Source organism: Achromobacter sp. Bel (assembly GCF_012928505.1).
GTDB lineage: Bacteria > Pseudomonadota > Gammaproteobacteria > Burkholderiales > Burkholderiaceae_B > Achromobacter.
On the sequence record NZ_JABBJN010000027.1, the window covers coordinates 12,898 to 32,233 of the forward strand.

The following is a 19,336-nucleotide window of genomic DNA, read 5'->3' on the forward strand; positions in this document are numbered from 1 at the left end:
TTCCGCGGCTCCCCTGCGGTGTCTGCAAGCCTTGGCGCATGAGCGGCCATAAGAAGACATCGAGGAGAAGCATTTGGACAAGCAAGAGTCGGGCGGCTGGTATTTCGGCTGGAACATCGTCGGCGCCGCCGCGGTACTCACCCTGTTGACGGTCGGCCTGCGCATGGGCATCGGGCCGTTCTTCCTGCCGATGGCGGACGGGCTGGGATTTTCGCGCAGCCTGCTGTCGGGCATCGTCGCGGTCGGCATGCTGTGCTATGGCCTTGCCATGCCGCTGGCTGGATATCTCGTCAGCACGCGCGGCACCCGCTTCGTGCTGCTGACCGGCACCGCCATCGTCGTGGCGTCGTCCTTGTGGACCGTGTTCGCGCGGGGCCCCATCGAGTTCCTGCTGTCGTTCGGCGTGGCGCTGTCCGTGGGGCTGGCCTTCACCAGTCCCGTGGCGCTGACGCCCGTGATCAGCCGCTGGTTCACCCGCCAGCGCGGCATGGCGCTGTTCTTCCTGTCCACCGGATCGATGGCGGGCATTGCCCTGATGACGCCCACCTTGACGTTCGCGATCGCCGCCGTGGGCTGGAAGGAAACGCTGCTGGCGTTTTCCGTGCTGTTCGCCTTGCTGACCGTGCCGGTGGCGCTCTTCGTCATGCGCGACACGGCGCCCGAGCATACGGACCTGCTGCCGCACCAGATCATGGACGCCAAGCCGTCGGCCAAGCCGGCCGCCCGCGGACCGGCGCCGAACGTGCGGGACGCATTGCGCACGCTGCCGTTCTGGCAAGTGGCGCTGGGGCTGTTCGCCTGTGGCTACAGCATGAACTTGCTGGGCACGCATGGCATGCCGATGCTGATGGACCACGGGTTCGACGCCACCACCAGCTCATTGGGCATCGGCCTGATCGGCCTGGTCGCCATCTTCAGCACGCTGGTGCTGGGCCGCATGTCCGACCAGGTCGAGCGGCGCAACATCCTGGCCGCCATCTATCTGGTGCGGGGCCTGGGATTCTTTGCACTGGTCATGGTGGGGGCGCATTGGGAGCTGTACGCCGCGGCCACCATTGGCGGCATCGTCTGGGCGGGCAGCATCGCCCTGTCGTCGGCCATACTCGCCGACGTCTACGGCATCCGCCTGGTCGGCGTGCTGTATGGCCTGACGTACCTGGGCCACCAGGTGGGCGGCATGATCAGTTCGTGGCTGGGCGGGTGGGCCTTTGATACGTTCCACACGCATTGGGTCGCCTTCGGGTCGGCAGGCGTATTGCTGCTGCTGGCCGCGGCGATTTCCCTGCGGCTGCCAGGGCGCGGCCTCGCGCGCGCGCCGGCAGCCGCGGGACGCTGAATCAGCGGTCTTTCAGCAGCGAGACCAGTTCGGGCACGTAGCGGTCGCCGCCGCCTTGCGTGACGGCCTGGTCGAACGTGTGCTGCACGGCGGCGCCGATTTCGCGCACGGCGCCGGCTTCCGCCGCCATCGTGTTGTAGTAGGACAAGTCCTTCTGCGCGTTCGACATGAAAAAGCGCAGCGACGACGGGTCCTGCTCCAGCAGGTACGGTTTGATGCGCTCCAGTGCCACGCCGCCGCCGCCGCCCTTGGCCAGCACGTCGGCGAACACCGCCGGATCGATATCCGAACGCAGCGCGCAGGCTGCCGCTTCCGACAGCAGGGCCACCACGCCCAGCGACACATAGTTGTGCAGCAGCTTCATGCGGTGGCCGGCGCCGACCGGGCCGGCGTGCGTGATATTTTCGGCAAAGCAGGCCAGGATCGGCTTGCATTCCTCGAACAAGGCGGCGTCGCCGCCCACCAGCAGGTTCAGCCGGCCTTCGGCGGCTTCCTTCGGTGTGCGCGTCATCGGCGCATCCAGGAAGCGGCCACCGGATTCGGTCACAGCCTGCCCCACTTTCACGGTGGAGGAGGGGATGGCGGTCGAGCAATCGATGATCACGGTGCCCGGGCGCAGGCCTTCCAGGACGCCGCCCGCGGACAACAATACGGCTTCCACCTGCGGGCTGCCGGTCACGCACAGAATGATCACATCCGACTCGGCGGCCAGCGAGGCGCCGCTGGCCACGCTGGCTGCGCCAGCGGCTTTCAGCGCGTCCAGGGGCTGGTTGCCCGGATGCTCAAGCACCGTCAGGGAGTGACCGTGCTTGACCAGATTGCTTGCAATGCCGTGGCCCATGAGGCCGATACCAACCATGCCGACTTTCGCCATCTTCCACTGCTCCTGCCATGTATAGGTGTGTGTTGTGGCGTAAATCTTACTCCGTCTTCCTGGCTGGGCGGGGGGTGCTTCGAATACGCCGAATGATGCCTTCGAATCTTTCGGATGGTCAGTGGCGGGCTGCATTCCTAAAATCGTTTCACGCCCCGAGCCATGCCGGGCGGACAACGACCTATAACGGAGACATCCGCCTGTCGGGCGGACACGATCAGCATGCCGCACACTGAAACCGGGCCGGCCGCCAGCGCCGAGCGCCATTACTTCGAGCAGCTCGCGCAGGGCTGCTTCACGATCCCGCAATGCCAGGCCTGCGCCCGGCACCATTTCTACCCCAGGGTGGTCTGCCCGCATTGCGGCAGCGACGCCTTGCGCTGGACCCAACCCAGCGGACTGGGCGAGGTCTATTCCACGACGGTCGTCCGCAGCAAGGCCGGCGACTATACGGTGTGCCTTGTCGATCTGGCCGAAGGCCCGCGCCTGATGAGCCGTGTGGTCGATACGCCGCCTGAGTCGGTGCGCATCGGGATGCCCGTGCGGGCACGGATCGACACCGTGGACGGCGGACCCTTGCTGGTGTTCGTCCCGCGATCGGGGGAACAGGCATGAGCAGCCGCAGCTATCGCGGGGCGATCGCCGTCCTGGGCACGGGCATGGCCGGGCTGGGCGACTGCGGCGGGCGCACCGAACAGGAAATCATCGCCCAGGCCGCGCACCGCGCCGTGGCCGCCAGCGGCCTGAAGATGCAGGACATCGACGGCATCATCACGTCCAGCCTGACCTCGCCTTGGTGGGTGATGCGGATGTCGGAATACCTGGGTATCCGGCCGCGTTTTTCCGACAGCACGATGTTTGGCGGATCGTCGTTCATCGCCGACCTGAAGATCGCGGCCATGGCCATCGAAGCCGGCCAGTGCGACCATGTGCTGGTGTGCTACGGCGCCAACCCGCGCAGCGCGCCCAGCAGCACGCAGATTAATCAGATGCGCGCGGCGCTGGACCCGCAGCCTTACGAACATCCCTACAAGCCCTTCAACCCGGTGACCAGCTATGCGCTGGCCGCCGCCCGCCACATGCACCAGTACGGCACCACGCGGCGCCAACTGGCCGAAGTCGCGGTGGCTGCGCGCAAGTGGGCGCAGCGGAATCCGGACGCCTTCCTGCGCGGGCCGCTGACCATCGACGACGTCCTGAGCGCGAAGATGATTTCAGACCCGCTGACCGTGCGCGATTGCTGTCTGGTGACCGATGGCGCGGGCGCCTTCGTCGTGACGCGCGCGGACCGTGCGCAAGACCTGCATCCGCGTCCGATCTACGTGCTGGGGACCGGCCACGCGCATTGGCACCGGCAAATCTCGTGCATGCCCGACGTCACGGTCACGCCCGCCGTGGAGTCGGGGCGAGCCGCCTTCGCGGAAGCCGGGCTGACGCCGGCCGATATCGATCTGGTCGAGCTGTATGACGCCTTCACCATCAACCCCATCCTGTTCCTGGAAGACCTGGGCTTCTGCGCCAAGGGCGAGGGCGGCGCCTTCATCGGCGGCGGCCGGATCGAACCGGGCGGTGACCTGCCCATGAACACCAACGGCGGCGGTCTGTCGTTCACGCACCCTGGCATGTACAGCATTTTCCTGGTGATCGAAGCCGTGGCGCAACTGCGCCGCGAAGCGGGCGAACGCCAAGTGCCCAAGGCCGACGTCGCGCTGGTGCACGGTAACGGAGGCGTGTTGTCGAGCCAGGCCACCGCCATTCTTTCCCATACTTTGTGACGGAAACCCTGATGAACAAGACGGTCCATTCTGCCGCGCAGGCCGTGGCGGACATTCCTGACGGCGCCACGGTCCTGGTCAGCGGCTTCGGCCTGTCCGGCCAGCCCGTTGACCTGCTGGATGCGTTGGTGGAGCAGGGCGCGCGCGACCTCACGGTCGTATGCAACAACAGCGGCAGCCGCGACAGCGGCCTGGCCCGCCTGATCCGGCTGGGCCGCGTGCGCAAACTGATTGCCTCATACCCGCGCGGCGCGGAATCCCAAGCGTTTGAATCGGCCTATGCCGACGGCCTGATCGACTACGAATGCGTTGCGCAGGGCACGCTGGCCGAGCGGCTGCGCGCCGCCGGTTCCGGGTTGGGCGGCTTTTTCACGCCGACCGGATACGGCACGCTGCTGGCGCAAGGCAAGGAGACTCGCGTCATCAAAGGCGTTGGGTATGTGTTCGAAGAGCCCCTGCACGCCGACTACGCGCTGGTCAAAGCGTATTGCGCGGACCCGATGGGCAATCTGGTCTACCGCAAAGCGGGGCGCAACTTCGGACCGCTGATGTGCATGGCGTCGGCAACGGCCATCGTCCAGGTGCATGCGCTGGCCGAAGTCGGCGGGTTGGACCCGGAACACATCGTCACCCCCGGCATCTTCGTGCAGCGCGTGCTGCGCATTCCCGATATTCAGTTGACCGGAGCCTTGCAATGACCCGACGATTCTCGCGCGCTGAGATTGCGCGCCGCGCCGCCGCTGACATCCCCGCCGGCTCCTACGTCAACCTGGGCATCGGCATGCCCGTCATGGCGCTGGATTACTGGACGCCCGAGCATGGCGTCATCGTGCATAGCGAGAACGGCATCCTGGGCATGCGGGCGCGCGCTGAAGACGATCCGATCGATCCCGACCTGACCAATGCGGCCAAGCAGAACGTCGCCATGTCGGCCGGCGGAAGCTTCTTCAACCACGCCGACTCCTTCGCCATGATGCGTGGCGGCCATCTGGACTACTGCATCCTGGGGGCCTATCAGGTGTCGGAAACCGGCGACCTGGCGAACTGGTCGCTGGGGCAGCCCGGCGTGGCGGCAGCGGTGGGCGGTGCCATGGATCTGGCCGTGGGCGCCAAACGCGTCCATGTGCTGATGGAGCACTCCACGCGTGACGGCGGATCGCGCCTGCGCCGCGTGTGCGACCTGCCGCTGACCGGCTCGGCTTGCGTCGACCGCGTGTATACCGATCTGGCCACGCTGGACGTGACGCCTGAGGGGTTCCTGGTGCGCAGCATGGTGCCGGGCTTGTCCCGCGAGGCCCTGCAGGCCGCCACCGACGCGCCGCTGCGTTTTGCCCAGGATATCAATGATGCAGGTTGATACGGACATGGCCGCATTCCGCGACGAGGTCCGCGCTTTCCTGCGTAACGAGCTTCCCGCGGACCTGCGGCGAAAAGTGTTGGACCACCAGCGCCTGGACAAGCAGGACTTCCAGCGTTGGCACCGAATCCTGCACGCGCGCGGCTGGGTCGCGCCAAACTGGCCGGCGGAGTACGGCGGCGCGGCATGGGACATCGGGCAGCGCAATCTGTTCGATGAAGAATGCGCGCTGGCCGGCGCGCCCGAAACCGTGCCCTTCGGGTTGCGAATGGTGGCGCCCGTCATCATGGCGTATGGGTCGGCCTGGCAGAAAAGCCACTTTCTGCCTCGCATATTGAGCGGCGAGGACTGGTGGTGCCAGGGCTATTCCGAACCGGGCGCCGGCTCGGACCTGGCCTCGCTATCCACCGGGGCGCGGCGCGAGGGAGACACCTTCATCGTCAACGGCCAGAAGACCTGGACGACCTACGCGCAGTACGCGGACATGATGTTTTGCCTGGCACGAACCAACCCCGAGGCCAAGGCGCAAGCCGGTATTTCCTTCTTGCTGATTGACATGCGCAGCCCCGGGGTATCGCTGCGTCCGATCCGGACGCTGGACGGCGGCGAAGAGATCAACGAGGTCTTCCTGGATGACGTGGTGGTGCCCGCGTCGCATCTGGTGGGCGAGGTGGACCGCGGCTGGACGTATGCGAAGTACCTGTTGTCGCATGAACGCTTCGGCGCAGCCCGGGTCGGCCGCGCCAAACGTGAACTGGGCCATCTCAAACGGCTGGCGGCGCAGCGGGTGGTCGACGGCGCGCCGCTGGCCGAAGACCCGGTGTTTGCGCATCGGATAACGCAGCTGGAAATCGACACCCTGGCGCTGGAACAGACCAATCTGCGGTTGATCGCACGTGATCAGCGCGGCGCTGGCCACGGCGCGGAAGCGTCGATCTTGAAATACCTGGGTTCCACCTTGGCGCAACGCATCAGCGAGGCCCTGGTCGATACTGCCGGGGCGAACGCGCTGGCTTATCAATCCCAGGCCTTGGAGCGGGACTACGCGCATGGCGACCCGACCATCGATGAAGAGCTGGCGGCGATGCCGGGCTTCTACCTGAACCTGCGCAAGATTTCCATTTATGGTGGCACGGACGAAGTTCAGAAGGACATCATCGCCAAACTGGCGCTGGGCGCGCCGGATGACTACACCGAGGACGAGCGCGCGCTGGACGACGCGGTGGCGCGCTATCTGCAACGGGAATATCCCGTGCCCGCTGGCCGGACACCGCTGCCCGGCGACGCAGACCCGGCGGTCTCGCCGCACTGGCGCGCCTTTGCCGAAATGGGTTTGCTGGGGTTGGGGCTGCCCGTTTCGGCGGGAGGCATGGGCGCTGGCCTGACCGACCTGTGCGTGGTGATGCAGCAGTTCGGCCGCCATCTGGTGACCGAGCCGTATGACGTCAGCGCGTTGCTGTGCGGCCAGTTGCTGGCACGGATGCCGGATGGCGCCACGGTCCAACGCGTGCTTGCCGGCCTCGCCCTTGGCGCCGCCGCGCCCGTGTTGGCCATCGCAGGGCCGCAGTCGGAATGGTCGCTGGACGGCGAGGGCGTCGTGGCCGAACGCCAGGGCGACGGCTGGGTGCTGAATGGCGTTAAACGCCGAGTTCCGTTCGGGGCCGGCGCCACGCAACTGCTGGTTGCGGCACGCGATGGCCTCGACATTGCCCTGTTCCTGATTGAAGCCGGGGAGCGCAACGCCATGCCCGGCGTCCTCCGTCAGGGCGCCGCGGGGGTGGATGGGCGCAGCTATGCGGACATCGCCTTCAACGATTGCCTCGTTGCTGCCGAGGCGCGGCTGGGCGTCGCTGGCGCTGCCCTGGAGCAGGCGGCGGACACGACGCGCATCGCCTTGTGCGCCGAAGCGTTGGGCGCCATGCAGGCGCTGCTTGACGCGACTCGGGATTACACCGGCGCGCGGCGCCAGTTCGGCCGGGCGCTCAGCGGATTCCAGGTCGTGCAACACCGGCAGGTGGACATGCTGCTGGCGCTGGAACAGGCGCGTTCGCTGACCTGGACGGCCGCCCGCGCCGACCCGGCCGACATCCGGCTGCGTGGCCGCCTGGCCTCGGCCGCCAAGGCCCGCTGCGGCGAGGCCGCCCGGACCATCAGCCAGCAAAGCATCCAGCTGCATGGCGGCATGGGCATGACCGACGAGCTCCCCGTGGGCCACTACGTCAAGCGCCTGTTGGCAATCGAATACACGCTGGGCGACACCCGTCACCATCTCAACCGTTATCAGCGGCTGGCGCAGGCGTAAGCCGCGTCGCCGCAAGGAGCCTTCATGATCCTCACTGTCCCTTCTTCCGCCGAGGCCGTGTCCAGCACGGTTCGCTACGTGCTGCATGGGCGCATCGCAGTGATGTACCTGGACAATCCGCCGGTCAACGGCCTGGGCGACACCGTCCGCGGCGGTCTTTATGCGGGGCTGGCGCGCGCGAGCGCCGACGCCGGTGTCGACGCTGTCGTCATCGCGGGGGCCGGCAAGGCGTTCTGCGGCGGCGCCGACATCCGCCAGTTCAACACGCCGGCTGCGGTGGCCAAGCCCATGTTGCGCGACGTGATCACCGCGATCGAGGCCTCGGACAAGCCCGTCGTTGCCGCCATCCACGGGTTTGCCTTGGGCGGGGGACTGGAGTTGGCCCTTGGGTGCCACTACCGTGTCGCGCAGGCCGGTGCGCGTCTGGGCTTGCCGGAAGTGAACCTTGGCTTGGTGCCGGGCGGCGGCGGCACGCAACGGCTGCCGCGGCTGATCGGCGTGGCGCCCGCGTTGAAAATGATCCAGACGGGAACGCCGGTCGATGCGGCGGCTGCGCTGCAATCCGGGTTGCTGGATGCCGTCACGCAGGGGGATCTGATGGACCTTGCGCTGTCCTACGCCCGGGACCGCTCGGCAGAGGCCACGCATCCCGTCGCGGGTCAACGCGCGGTGGACGGCCATGGCGTCGATTTCGCCGCCGCGCGCGCGACACTCAACCCCAAGGCCCGCAATGCGCTGGCCCAGCGCGCTGCTACGGAGTGCGTCGAGGCCGCGACACGCCTGCCCATCGAGGCCGGCTTGGATGAGGAGCGCAGGCAGTTCGACCTGCTGGTCGCCAGCGACGCCTCCAAGGCCCTGCGCCATCTGTTCTTCGCCGAAAAGGAAGCGCCGCGCGTGGCGGGCGGCGGCCGTGCTGGAACGATCGGCCAAGTCGCCATCCTGGGCGCGGGCACGATGGGGGGCGGTATCGCCATGGCGTTCTCGAACGCCGGGTACGCGGTCACGCTGTATGAACGCGATCAGGCGGCCCTGGACCGGGGCCTGGCGCTCATCCGCAAAAACTACGACATCTCCGCCGCCAAGGGCAAGCTTGACGCCGACGGCGTGGCCGTGCGCATGGCGCGCATTGCCCCCAGCCTGGACGTCCAGGATCTTGCCCAGGCGGATCTGGTGATCGAAGCCGTTTTCGAGGATATGACCGTCAAGCAAGCGGTGTTCCAAGAACTGGATGCGGTTTGCAGACCCGGCGCCATCCTGGCGACCAATACGTCGCGCCTGAATATCGACGAGATCGCCGCCTGCACGTCGCGGCCCGAGGCCGTCATCGGCCTGCATTTCTTCAGCCCGGCCAATGTCATGAAGCTGCTGGAGGTGGTGCGCGGAGCGCGCACCAGCGCCGACGTCATCGCCACCTGCATGGCGGTGGCGCAGAAGATCGGCAAGATTCCGGTGCTGGTCGGGGTATGCGAGGGCTTCGTCGGCAACCGCATGTTGACGGGCTACTGGCGCGAGGCCGGCTTCTTGCTGGAAGAGGGCGCCAGCCCGCAGCAGATCGACGGCGCGCTGACGCGCTTCGGCATGGCCATGGGGCCGTTGGCGATGGCGGACCTGGCCGGCATGGACATCAACTGGGCCACGCGCAAACGCCTGGCGCCGACCCGGCCCGCGCATTTGCGGTATTCCAGGGTGGCTGACCGCATCTGCGAGCTGGGCCGATTCGGACAGAAGACCCAGGCGGGCTACTACCGCTATGAACCGGGCAGCCGCCAGCCGCTGCCCGATCCCGTGGTCGACGGCATTATCGAAGACTGCGCCCGCCAGGCCGGCATCGTCCGGCGCGCGATCAGTGATGAAGAAATCGTCGAACGCTGCATGCTGGCCCTGGTGAACGAAGGGGCGCAGATCATCGATGAAGGCATTGCCCAGCGCGCGTCGGATGTCGATGTGGTCTATGTGCACGGATACGGCTTCCCCGGTGCGCGAGGCGGCCCGATGTTCTATGCGCAGACGCTGGGGCTGGCCGCCACGCTTGCCAGAATCCGTGCATTGCGGGAGATCCACGGCGACCACTGGAAGCCCGCCGCGCTGTTGGAACAGCGGGTAGCCGAGGGCGCAGCGGTATTCTGAGGCGTCCGCTGGGCGGTCAAGGCCGCGGCCGGCGCCATGCCGGCCGCGGCCTTCTTTGCGATACTGCTGCGTACCCCGCCAGCATCCGAACCCTATACGGGATCCCTCTGGATCCTTTTGCGTGAGTCCATGACAGACACTATTCCTTCGGGCTTCGAGCCCTGGCAGCCCAGTAGTCCCTTCATGACCCATCTGGCCGAGCTTGGCGCGCTGTACCGGCGCGATGCGGACTCTGTCCTGGCGATGCGCGTGGCCCATGCCCACACCAACATGCACGCTATCGCCCATGGCGGCCTGCTGGCCACGCTGGCCGACAGCGCGCTGGGATTCACCATCGCGCAACAGGCGCAGGTGTCGGTGGTGACGGTGCAGATGTCGGTCGAATACCTGAACCCGGTCAAACCTGGCGACTGGCTGGAAGCGCACGTTCGCATCGACAAGCAGGGCAAGCGGCTGATCTACGCCAATTGCCTGCTGCAGGTCGCGGACCGCGTCATGCTCAAGGCAAACGCGGTGTTCGCCGTGCGCGCCGCGCCAACGCCGGCCTCTGACGGCTAAGCATCGGGGATGCGCACGGGGCGCATCCCCGGTGCTTATTCGACCTTGACGCCGGTGGTCTTGACGACGTCCCGCCACTTGGCGGTCTCGCCGGCAACGAATGCCGTCACTTGCTCGGGCGTCATCGGGCCCAGTGGTTCGCTGTTTTGCCCCGCCAGCCGCTGCACCATTTCTGGCGAGTTCATGATGTCGTTGGTGGCCTGGTTCAACTTCGCCACAATGGCGGGGTCCGTGCCTGCCGGGGCATAGAATCCCAGCCAGGTGTAGACGTCCAGCCCTGGTACGCCCGATTCCGCAAAGGTGGGCAGGTCCGGGAACAGCTTGCTGCGTTGGGCGCTAGCCACGCCGATCGGCCGCAACTGGCCCGACTTGATGAATGGGGCGACGCTCATCGCGTCCTGAACGGCGACCTTCAATTCGCCTGACACCACCGCGTTGGTGGCGGGCGACGCGCCCTTGTACGGCACGTGCTCCATCGGCACGCCGGTGATCTTCTTCAGCCACTCGCCGCCCAGGTGGGTCGACCCGCCGAAACCCGCCGAACCGTAGGGGACGCCCGGCTGGGATTTTCCCCATGCAAGAAATTCGGGGATCGTGTTCACCGGCAAGCCGGCATTGACCACCACCAGGTTCGGCGCGCGCGCCAGAATGCCGATCGGCGCAAAGTCGCGGACGGGGTCGTAGCGGACGCGGTCGTTGACCGCAGGGCCGATCACATGGCCCGTGGCGCTGACCAGCAGCGTGTAACCGTCGTTCTTCTGGCGCGCCACCAGTTCGGTGCCGACCTGGCCGGCTGCGCCCGGTTTGTTCTCGACCACGAAGGTCTGCTTGAAGCGTTTGCCCAATTCGGCCGACAGCAGGCGCGCGACGATGTCCGTCATGCCGCCTGGCGCGAACGCCACCACGACGGTGACGGGATGGTCGGGGTATTCGGCATGGGCGGCGCCGGCGGCGACGCTGCTAAGAAGCAGCGCGCTTAGCGCGCCGCGTCGCAGGATATTGCGGTTCATGGTTGTCTCCTGGGGTTCTTATCGTCCGGGCGGCGCGGCTGTCCATGCGCCTCGGCCAGGGCAGTATCGCCGTGCCAAACGCATTACTCCATCCGAAATATTCGAACTCAACGTTCGCGTTTTTCTAAAGCCCGCGATGCGATCTCTGGGGACACAACCCGCTTTGAAACCCCGCGAACGCAGCGTTCGAAACTTTCAACTCCTCGCGGGACGGGGCCGCTGACATAATTTTCAAAAGAGCGGTTGAATCACGGAGACACTATGCTTCACAACGCCTTGCGCGGCGTCAAAGTCGTGGACTTGTCGCGCATCCTCGCGGGCCCCTGGTGCACGCAGAACCTGTCGGACCTTGGCGCCGAGGTCATCAAGATCGAACACCCCGAACGCGGCGACGATACGCGCGGTTGGGGGCCGCCCGACCTGCGGTCAACCGACGGCAGCGCGTCCATGTCGGCTTATTTCATGGCCTGCAATCGCGGCAAGCAATCGGTCGCGATCGACTTCGCGTCGGAGGCCGGCGCGGCCCGCGTGCGCGAACTGGTTGCCGACGCGGACATCCTGGTCGAAAACTACAAGGCCGGCGGACTGGTCAAGTACGGGCTGGACTACGCCACCCTTGCCCGCATCAACCCGCGCCTGATCTACCTGTCCATCACCGGTTACGGCCAGTCCGGTCCGTTGTCCGGAAAGCCCGGCTACGACTACGTGTTCCAGGGCATGGGCGGGCTGATGAGCTACACCGGGCAGCCGGACGGCACGCCGGGCGCCGGTCCGCTGCGCACGGGGGTTGCCGTCGTGGACCTGATGACCGGCATGTACGCCACGTCCGCCGTGTTGGCCGCCTTGCGCCAGCGCGACCAGACCGGGCAGGGCATGCCGCTGGACATCTGCCTGCTGGACGTCGCCGTGGCCCTGAATGCCAACCAGGGCGCCAACTACCTGGTGTCCGGCGTGGCGCCCAAGCGCAGCGGCAACGCGCATCCGAACTGCGCGCCTTACGAGGTTTTCGCGTGCGCCGACGGGCACTTGATCCTGGCGATTGGCAACGACGGCCAATTCGCGCGCTTCTGCGGCGTGGCCGGGCATCCCGAATGGGCTGCCGATGCGCGCTATGCCACCAACAGCGCCCGCCTCGCGAACATGGACAGTCTGCGTCCGCAGGTTGCCGCCGCGCTGGCGGCCGCGCCGCGCCAGCGCTGGACGGACGGGTTCGACGCCGCCGGCGTGCCATGGGGGCCGATCCACACGTTGGACGAAGTTTTCGCGCATCCGCAGGTGTTGCACCGCGAACTGCTGCAGACCACCACGCATCCTGTGCTGGGCGAGGTGCGGCTGGTGCGCAATCCACTATTGGCCGGCACGCCGGCCAGCGCGTTGGGCGCGGCGCCGCCTTTGCTGGGCGAACACACGGACGCGGTGCTGGCGCGCCCGGCCACCATTTGAATGACGTCGAGGAGACAACAATGACACCTATCAAATTTCCGCTGGCCATCATGCTGGCTTGCCTGACCGTGCCCGGCCTGGCCGCCGCCGACTATCCCGACAAGCCGATCCGCCTGGTCGTGCCGTATGCGGTGGGAGGCACCACCGACATCATCGCGCGGGTCGTCGGCAACAAGCTCGGTATGCAGCTGGGCCAGTCCGTCATCATCGAAAACAAGCCGGGCGCGGGGGGCAGCATCGGTTCGGCCTATGCGGCCAAGCAGCCTGCCGACGGCTACACGCTGGTGATGGCGGTCGAGAGCTCACATGCCGTCAACCCCAACGTCTATGCCAAAAGCGCCTACGACCCCGTCCGCGACTTCGCGCCGATCAGCAACCTGGCCGACGTGCCCAATGTGCTGGTGGTCAACCCGGCGCTGCCCGCGCAAGACCTGGCCGCGTTCTTGAAGCTGCTGAAGGCCGACCCCAACAAGTACGCATTCGGGTCGTCCGGCAACGGCGGGCTGAGCCATATGAATGGCGAACTGTTCATGAAGACGACCGGCACGCGCATGCTGCATGTGCCGTACAAGGGCCTGGGGCCTGCCTTGAACGACCTGGTCGCCGGACAGGTCCAGGTGGTGTTCGACAATATCCCGTCGTCCTACCCGCTCATCCAGGGGCAGCGCATCCGCCCGTTGGCCGTGGCGGCCAAGCAGCGCCTCAAGATCCTGCCCGGCGTACCGACCTACGCCGAGGCCGGGTTGCCCGCCATGAACAACCCGTCGTGGTTCGGACTGGCCGCGCCAGCCGGCACGCCCGTGCCCGTGCTGGACAAGCTGAACGCGGCGGTGCGCCAGGCGTTGGCCGACCCGGCGACCATCGACGCCATCGAAAAGCAGGGTGCCGTGCCCAGCCCGATGTCGCGCGATGAATTCGGCGCGCTGATCGCGCAATCCTATGGCCATTGGAAGACCGTGGTCGAGGACATCAAATTCGAGAAAATGCAGTAAGGAGCACTCGTGAACACCAGAAACCTGACCTTCCCCCACGCCAGCGCCGAGATCGACGCCGCCGGCATCGCCACCTTGACCATGCAGGACGCCGGGGTGCTGAACATCCTGAGCACGCCGGTGATCAACGGCCTGCGCGAGGCGCTAGGCCACTTGCGCGAAGACGACTCGGTGCGCGTGCTGGTGCTGCGCGGCGCGAGCGACCGCGCATTCGTGGCGGGTGCAGACATCGCGGAGATGGCCGCCCTGGACGAGCCCCGCGCCCAGCGATTCATTTCGAACCTGCGCGACCTCTGCAACGCCGTGCGCCATTTTCCGGTGCCCGTGATCGCCCGCATTCCGGGTTGGTGCCTGGGGGGCGGCCTGGAATTCGCCCTGGCGTGCGACTTGCGCATCTGCGCCGACCATGCGCAGTTCGGCATGCCCGAAGTCAAGGTCGGCATTCCGTCGGTCATCCATGCCGCGCTCATGCCGCAACTGATCGGCGCGGCCAACAGCGCCTGGATGCTGTTGACGGGCGAGCTGGTCGACGCCCGCCGCGCGCAGGATTGGGGGTTGGTCAACCTGGCGGTGCCGCAAGCGGAACTGGATCAGGCCGTGCGCAAGCTGGCGGAAGGGTTCGCGGCGTTGGGGCCGGCGGCATTGCGTCAACAGAAGAAGCTGTTGCGCCGCTGGGAGACGATGTCGGTGGACGCGGCCATCGAGGACAGCGTCGCGGAATTCGGCGCCGCCTTCAATACGGGCGAACCGCAGAAGTTCATGAACGAATTCCTGGCGGGCAAGCGCGAGCGCAAGGGCTGATCAGTCCGGCCCGCGCGTCGCCGCGACGATCGGGTCGTCCAGCAGATACTCGGCGACCTGCTCCACGAACGGCGACAGCCGCACGCCGGCCTGCGTCACCAGCGTCAGTTCGCGCAGCGCCCACGGTTCGCTGATCGCCACTGCCGCAATGCGTTTCTCGCGCAGCGCGGCCGCGGCGATGCTGCGCGGCACCAGCGATACGCCCACGCCGGCCTCGACCATGGACAGCACCGCGTCGAAAGTATGCACGTGAATGCGCACCTTGGGCGTCTTGCCCGCCAGCTTGGCCATGTCGCGCAGGAAGACGTAGTTACTGCTGGCCCGGCTCATGCACACGAAATCCAGGTCTAGCACCGCCGGGAACCGCACCGGCGAACTCTCCACCACGGGATGGTTCAGCGGCGCGGCGATGATGAGTTCGTCGATGGCGTAGCGGACGGCGTTCACGCCCGCGGACTTGGCCTGGCCGGCAAAGATGCCGATGTCCGCTTCCTGGCCCGCGATGGCGGCCTCGATCGTGTTGCTGGAACGCTCTTCCAGCAGGATGTTCACATTGGGGTTGGCCGACAGGAAGCGGCTCAGGCTGGGCACGATGAAGCCATTGAGCGAACTGCTGTTGGCGAACAGCTTGACGCTGCCCTTGAGTCCGCTGGCAAACCCGCTGACTTCGCCGTGCATGCGTTCGACGCCTGCCAGCAGCGACCGCACGTGCTTCAGCACAAATGCGCCTTCGGCCGTCAGTTCCATGCCGCGCGCCTCGCGCTTGAACAGCGGAACGCCCATCGCGAATTCCAGGTTCTTCAGGCGGTAGCTGGCGGAAGAGGCGGTCAGGTGGACCGTGTTGGCCCCGCCCGACAAGCTTTTCGCCTCGGCGATCGCAAGGAACAGGCGGAGATCAGTGAGTTCGTAGCGCATGCCGCAAGATTACCGTAGATGCCTGCGCGCCGTCATAGATACGGCGTGGCCAGCCAGATGATCTTATTGCGCAAGCGCTTGGCGAACGGCGCGTGCGTCAGGTCGTCCAGCGTCACGCGCCTTGCGTGGCCGATCAGCCCGTCGATCCGGTCGCCGATCCACCGGGCCACCGTGGGGTCGTAGATCTCGGTGTCCAACTCGAAATTCAGCCGCAGGCTGCGCGGATCCAGGTTGGATGACCCCACGTACGCCCAGGCGTCATCCACCGTCATCAGCTTGGAATGGTCGAAGGCGCCGTGCGCCCGCCAGACCCGGCAGCCTGTGCGCACCACCTGATCCAGCTGCGCCGACATGGCGTAATCCACCAGGCGCAGGTTGTTCTTGTCCGGGATAACGATGTCTACGTGGATGCCGCGCCGCGCGGCGGTCGCCAGCGCGCCGATCAGCGTCTGGTCGGGCAGGAAGTAGGGCGACTGGATGCGCACATGGCGTTGCGCCACCGCCAACGCGCCCAGCAGCATGTTGTGCGAGCTGCCCAGCGCCCGGTCCGGGCCGGACGGCACGCAGCGCATCGGCACATTGCCCGTTGGCGGCAAGGCGCGCGGGTCGAACCATGGATTGGCGGGCAGCGATTCGTGCGTGGTGAAATTCCAGTCGTGCGCGAACACCGACATCAACTGCGTCACGATCGGCCCTTCCACGCGAAAGTGCGTGTCGTGGTTGGTAGCGTCGCCCGCCAACGCGCTGACGAACGCCGCGCGCACGTTCATGCCGCCGGTGAACCCCACGCGCCCGTCGATCACCAGCACTTTGCGGTGGCTGCGCAGATTCGCGTAGGGCATGCGCAGCACGCCCATCGGGTTCGTCATGAAACGCGCGACCGGCACGCCGCCGCGCGCCAGCATGCGTACGATGGGCGGACGCGAATACTTGGAGCCAATGGCGTCGATCAGTACCCGCACCTCGACACCCCGCGCATGCGCTTCGATCAGCGCCTGGGCCAGCTCGCGCCCGATCGGATCGTTGTCGAAGATGTAGCTCTGCATCGCCACGGCATGACGCGCCTCGCGGATGGCCTGCAGCATGGCCGGGTACGCCTCGTCGCCGCCGGCCAGCGGCCGCACTGCGTTGCCGCCCAGCAGCCGGAAGCGGCTGACCCGGTCACCCAGCACCTTCAGTGAGGCGAACTGCGGCCCCGAAATCGGCGCCACATCCACGGGCAAGGTTTCGACCTGCTCGGCATCGACCACCATCGCCTCGTCTCGCTGTTGCGACAGCCGCGTCTTGCGGATGCGGTTGATCCCCGCCACGAAATAGAACAGGGCCCCGAACAGCGGCGAGAACAACGCCACCCCCACCCAGCCGATGGCGGCCCGCACGTCCTGCTTGGTCATCGCGGCATGCACCGCCGCGCCCGTCCCAGCCACGATGCTGATGGCAAAGACCAGATGAGGCCAGTAATCGATCAAAATTGCGTGTATGCGATCCATAGCGACGGCGTAAGAGACGGCCTCAAAAGGGGAGCCAAGCGGAAGGATAGCAAGCTGTGACAGTCAAGCAAGTGAAATTGGGGGCAGGGCGTTTGACGCGTCAAAAAAATGTGCTATAGTTCGGCCTCTTCGTTGTTGCGCTTCTTTCTGAAGCGCGGCGGTGAAGGAAAAAGCACTACGAAAGTGGTGCCGAAGCAGTACCAGAGGTGGCTGTAGCTCAGTTGGTAGAGTCCTGGATTGTGATTCCAGTTGTCGTGGGTTCGAGCCCCATCAGCCACCCCAAGAATTCCTTAGAAATCAGCCGCCTAGAGCGGCTTTTTTCTTTTCTGCCATTCGCGATGGTCGGTGGGGCCATGGATCGGGCTTCTTTCGATTCTTACCACATGCTGGCGATGGCAAATCCGCTTGGTTGTCAGGGGTTCCTATCTACTCCTCGTTCCTCCACCATCTGCCAGCCCCTCCAAGGAGTAGGCGTGCTGGCCGTCGTGGAGCCCGAACCGCTGAGCAGGCCACCTAACTCCGTTGCCACGATCGTTCGATCAAACGCTTTTGACTCCTTGGCCCGTGCGCGGCGGCTATGACGCCTTTTCGATTGGCGCCCTACGCTGAGTTGGCAGACGGATGTTTCTGCGCATAGGGAGCGTAAATGCTAGAGAATCTACCCATATTGCGGTTGGGGGCTTCCGGTTAAATCGGCCCTGAAAAAATGATCGCTCTCCAGTTCGGCTTAAGCGCCCGAATGTGTGGCTGGGTTCTCTCATCAAACTCGACTACTTCGTCGCGAGTGAGACTGACTCGGTCGCGAGTCTGGATAGATTGGATATCGTTCGCGATAGCGAGGAGAGCTAGCCCGGCTTCTCTGTGTTGCAGAAAAAAAAGATCTGACGCGAGATCACGGAATGCGCGCACCTCAATGTGATGCAAGATCTCTACAGCGTCGCCATCGCACCTGTACTCAAAGTTTCTCGCCATTCTATGAGCATCTTGCTTGATAGCATTGAAGCGTGCGGCGCGTGCAACCGCAAGGCCGGAAGCCACCCCGGTCGCCTACCCTACAACGATGCCGACCACCACGTTTATGGCGTTTGTCAAAAAAAACGCGAATACGTCATCCCACACTCTGACCTCTACAGTAAGGCTGGCCCTTAAGAACTTGATAGCTTTCTCGGCGGATTAGTTGTCAGGATTCGACGCCGACAGCAGCTCCATGCTGGCGATCTGCGTATTGTCTTCGAGCAACGTGTCTCGGATCCCTACAGCAGCCGCTCATCCACGCCATTGCGTAGATCATAGGGCGACCACAGGATCCGTCCGACGATGCGCACCTCGCAACCGTCTTCCTTTTCCAGCGGGAAGGGCGCGTAAGCGGGGTTCAGCGATTTGGCCAGCCATCCGCCTTCGCGTTCGCGCGCGATGCACTTCACGATCATTTTGCCGCCGTGGTTGATCGCATACACCGTGCGCGGGTCGATCTCGCGCGGGTCGGTGACGGGATCTTCGAAGAACAGCATGGGGCCGCCATTGCGGATGACGGGTTCCATGCTATCGCCCTGTGCGTAAACGATCTTCATACGGCTGATCGGCAGCTTGAACGATTCCAGGAATGAGCGGCGCAGCAGAATTTCGCCGATCTCGGTCTCATGGTAGTTCTCGATGCCAAGCCGGCCCGCGGCCAGGCGCACATCCAGTTCAGGGATGGGCATGAATTCCTGGTCGTTGGCGGAGTAGCCGGCGTTGGCGACATGGCCGACGTTGGCCGCCGTGCTGATGCGCAAGGCTTGGGCGCGATCAGCTTGATGGGTGGTGAGTCCATCAGGATCCCACGGGGCCACAGCGACCGGCGCCATCGGGAATTCGTCTGCGGCGGCGTCGATGTTCATGACGGTGCCGCGTCTGGCTTGCGGGGCCTTCGTTTGCGCGGACGATCCCTTGGCCTTCACGCCCATCTGGCCCAGCGCCAACAGCAACGCCCCTTCCAGGCGCTTGAGCTGATCGTCGGCCAGGCCTCTTACCAGGGATGCGGGCACGGAAGGAAAAGGCCATGCGACGTCTGCGGTCGGCGGGGGAAGGGGGGCGGCCGTCGATAGCGACGCTGCCTTTTTGGCTTCAAGGGCCAGGCGCGGGCTGATCGCGGCGAGGGTGCAGCCAAAGCCTTCGGCATAAGCCATTGCGGCCTCGATGCCAATGGGACGCCGACCAGTGATGTGCTGATAAATCATCGCCTGGCCGCCCTTGACCGCGTGGTCACGAGCGAATGCCGCGCGGTTCACGCCCTCAAAGCGTGCGCGCAGGGCGGCGGCTTCCTCTTCGATCGTCCACATTTTCATATAGCAATGCTATTCAAATAAAACTATAG

The 19,336-nt window shown here is 65.7% G+C and carries 15 protein-coding genes, 1 tRNA gene and 2 pseudogenes; 13 read left to right on the forward strand and 5 right to left on the reverse strand.

Annotated elements, in window-relative coordinates:
- Window positions 1-73 precede the first annotated feature (73 nt).
- The gene (locus tag HG262_RS17545) at window positions 74-1,336 is read left to right on the forward strand and encodes an MFS transporter (RefSeq protein ID WP_169272227.1); all 1,263 of its coding nucleotides are present in this window, start codon (window positions 74-76) and stop codon (window positions 1,334-1,336) included.
- A gap of 1 nt (window position 1,337) precedes the next feature.
- Here HG262_RS17545 and HG262_RS17550 read toward each other — a convergent pair whose 3' ends face one another.
- Entirely contained in the window at window positions 1,338-2,210 is an 873-nt protein-coding gene (locus HG262_RS17550) for an NAD(P)-dependent oxidoreductase (protein ID WP_169272228.1), read from the reverse strand.
- A 222-nt stretch (window positions 2,211-2,432) separates the two neighbouring features.
- Between HG262_RS17550 and HG262_RS17555 the strand changes: the two genes are divergently transcribed.
- The 8 genes and pseudogenes from HG262_RS17555 to HG262_RS17585 all read left to right on the forward strand — a co-directional run bounded on the left by HG262_RS17555 (window position 2,433) and on the right by HG262_RS17585 (window position 10,329).
- Entirely contained in the window at window positions 2,433-2,825 is a 393-nt protein-coding gene (locus tag HG262_RS17555; protein WP_169272229.1) for an OB-fold domain-containing protein, read from the forward strand.
- Window positions 2,822-3,985: a thiolase gene (locus HG262_RS17560; RefSeq protein ID WP_169272230.1), complete on the forward strand. Its 1,164-nt coding sequence runs from the start codon at window positions 2,822-2,824 to the stop codon at window positions 3,983-3,985. Before HG262_RS17555 ends, HG262_RS17560 begins: the two co-directional genes overlap by 4 nt.
- A gap of 11 nt (window positions 3,986-3,996) precedes the next feature.
- Window positions 3,997-4,683, forward strand: coding sequence for a 3-oxoacid CoA-transferase subunit A (locus tag HG262_RS17565; RefSeq protein ID WP_169272231.1), 687 nt, complete (start codon window positions 3,997-3,999; stop codon window positions 4,681-4,683).
- A complete protein-coding gene (locus HG262_RS17570) occupies window positions 4,680-5,342 on the forward strand; it encodes a 3-oxoacid CoA-transferase subunit B (protein WP_169272232.1) in 663 nt (220 codons plus the stop codon). The genes HG262_RS17565 and HG262_RS17570 overlap by 4 nt, the downstream gene beginning before the upstream one ends.
- A pseudogene (locus HG262_RS31010) lies at window positions 5,332-6,519 on the forward strand (acyl-CoA dehydrogenase family protein); the annotation flags it as partial. The gene HG262_RS17570 and the pseudogene HG262_RS31010, both read left to right, overlap by 11 nt.
- A 27-nt stretch (window positions 6,520-6,546) precedes the next feature.
- Window positions 6,547-7,644: pseudogene (locus HG262_RS31015) on the forward strand (acyl-CoA dehydrogenase family protein); the annotation flags it as partial.
- A 24-nt stretch (window positions 7,645-7,668) separates the two neighbouring features.
- Entirely contained in the window at window positions 7,669-9,771 is a 2,103-nt protein-coding gene (locus tag HG262_RS17580; protein ID WP_169272234.1) for a 3-hydroxyacyl-CoA dehydrogenase NAD-binding domain-containing protein, read from the forward strand.
- A gap of 129 nt (window positions 9,772-9,900) precedes the next feature.
- Complete coding sequence (locus tag HG262_RS17585) at window positions 9,901-10,329, forward strand: PaaI family thioesterase (RefSeq protein WP_169272235.1); 429 nt, start codon at window positions 9,901-9,903, stop codon at window positions 10,327-10,329.
- A 35-nt stretch (window positions 10,330-10,364) separates the two neighbouring features.
- Here HG262_RS17585 and HG262_RS17590 read toward each other — a convergent pair whose 3' ends face one another.
- Entirely contained in the window at window positions 10,365-11,339 is a 975-nt protein-coding gene (locus HG262_RS17590; RefSeq protein WP_169272236.1) for a tripartite tricarboxylate transporter substrate binding protein, read from the reverse strand.
- Between the two features lie 261 nt (window positions 11,340-11,600).
- Between HG262_RS17590 and HG262_RS17595 the strand changes: the two genes are divergently transcribed.
- Genes HG262_RS17595 through HG262_RS17605 form a run of 3 tightly spaced genes read left to right on the forward strand, consistent with a single transcriptional unit; the run spans window position 11,601 to window position 14,575 of the window.
- Window positions 11,601-12,782, forward strand: coding sequence for a CoA transferase (locus tag HG262_RS17595; protein WP_169272237.1), 1,182 nt, complete (start codon window positions 11,601-11,603; stop codon window positions 12,780-12,782).
- Between the two features lie 20 nt (window positions 12,783-12,802).
- A complete protein-coding gene (locus tag HG262_RS17600; RefSeq protein WP_169272238.1) occupies window positions 12,803-13,774 on the forward strand; it encodes a tripartite tricarboxylate transporter substrate binding protein in 972 nt (323 codons plus the stop codon).
- 9 nt (window positions 13,775-13,783) lie between these two features.
- On the forward strand, window positions 13,784-14,575 hold the full coding sequence (locus tag HG262_RS17605; RefSeq protein ID WP_169272239.1) for an enoyl-CoA hydratase: 792 nt from the start codon (window positions 13,784-13,786) through the stop codon (window positions 14,573-14,575).
- Here the strand turns inward: HG262_RS17605 and HG262_RS17610 are convergent, their stop codons facing one another.
- Window positions 14,576-15,490: a LysR family transcriptional regulator gene (locus tag HG262_RS17610; protein WP_169272240.1), complete on the reverse strand. Its 915-nt coding sequence runs from the start codon at window positions 15,488-15,490 to the stop codon at window positions 14,576-14,578.
- Between the two features lie 32 nt (window positions 15,491-15,522).
- The gene (cls, locus tag HG262_RS17615; protein WP_169272241.1) at window positions 15,523-16,980 is read right to left on the reverse strand and encodes a cardiolipin synthase; all 1,458 of its coding nucleotides are present in this window, start codon (window positions 16,978-16,980) and stop codon (window positions 15,523-15,525) included.
- A 206-nt stretch (window positions 16,981-17,186) separates the two neighbouring features.
- On the opposite strand from cls, the gene HG262_RS17620 reads away from it, so the two are divergent.
- Window positions 17,187-17,262: transfer RNA gene (locus HG262_RS17620), tRNA-His, on the forward strand.
- A 971-nt stretch (window positions 17,263-18,233) separates the two neighbouring features.
- Here HG262_RS17620 and HG262_RS17625 read toward each other — a convergent pair.
- A complete protein-coding gene (locus HG262_RS17625; protein WP_169272242.1) occupies window positions 18,234-19,307 on the reverse strand; it encodes a LexA family transcriptional regulator in 1,074 nt (357 codons plus the stop codon).
- Window positions 19,308-19,336 lie beyond the last annotated feature (29 nt).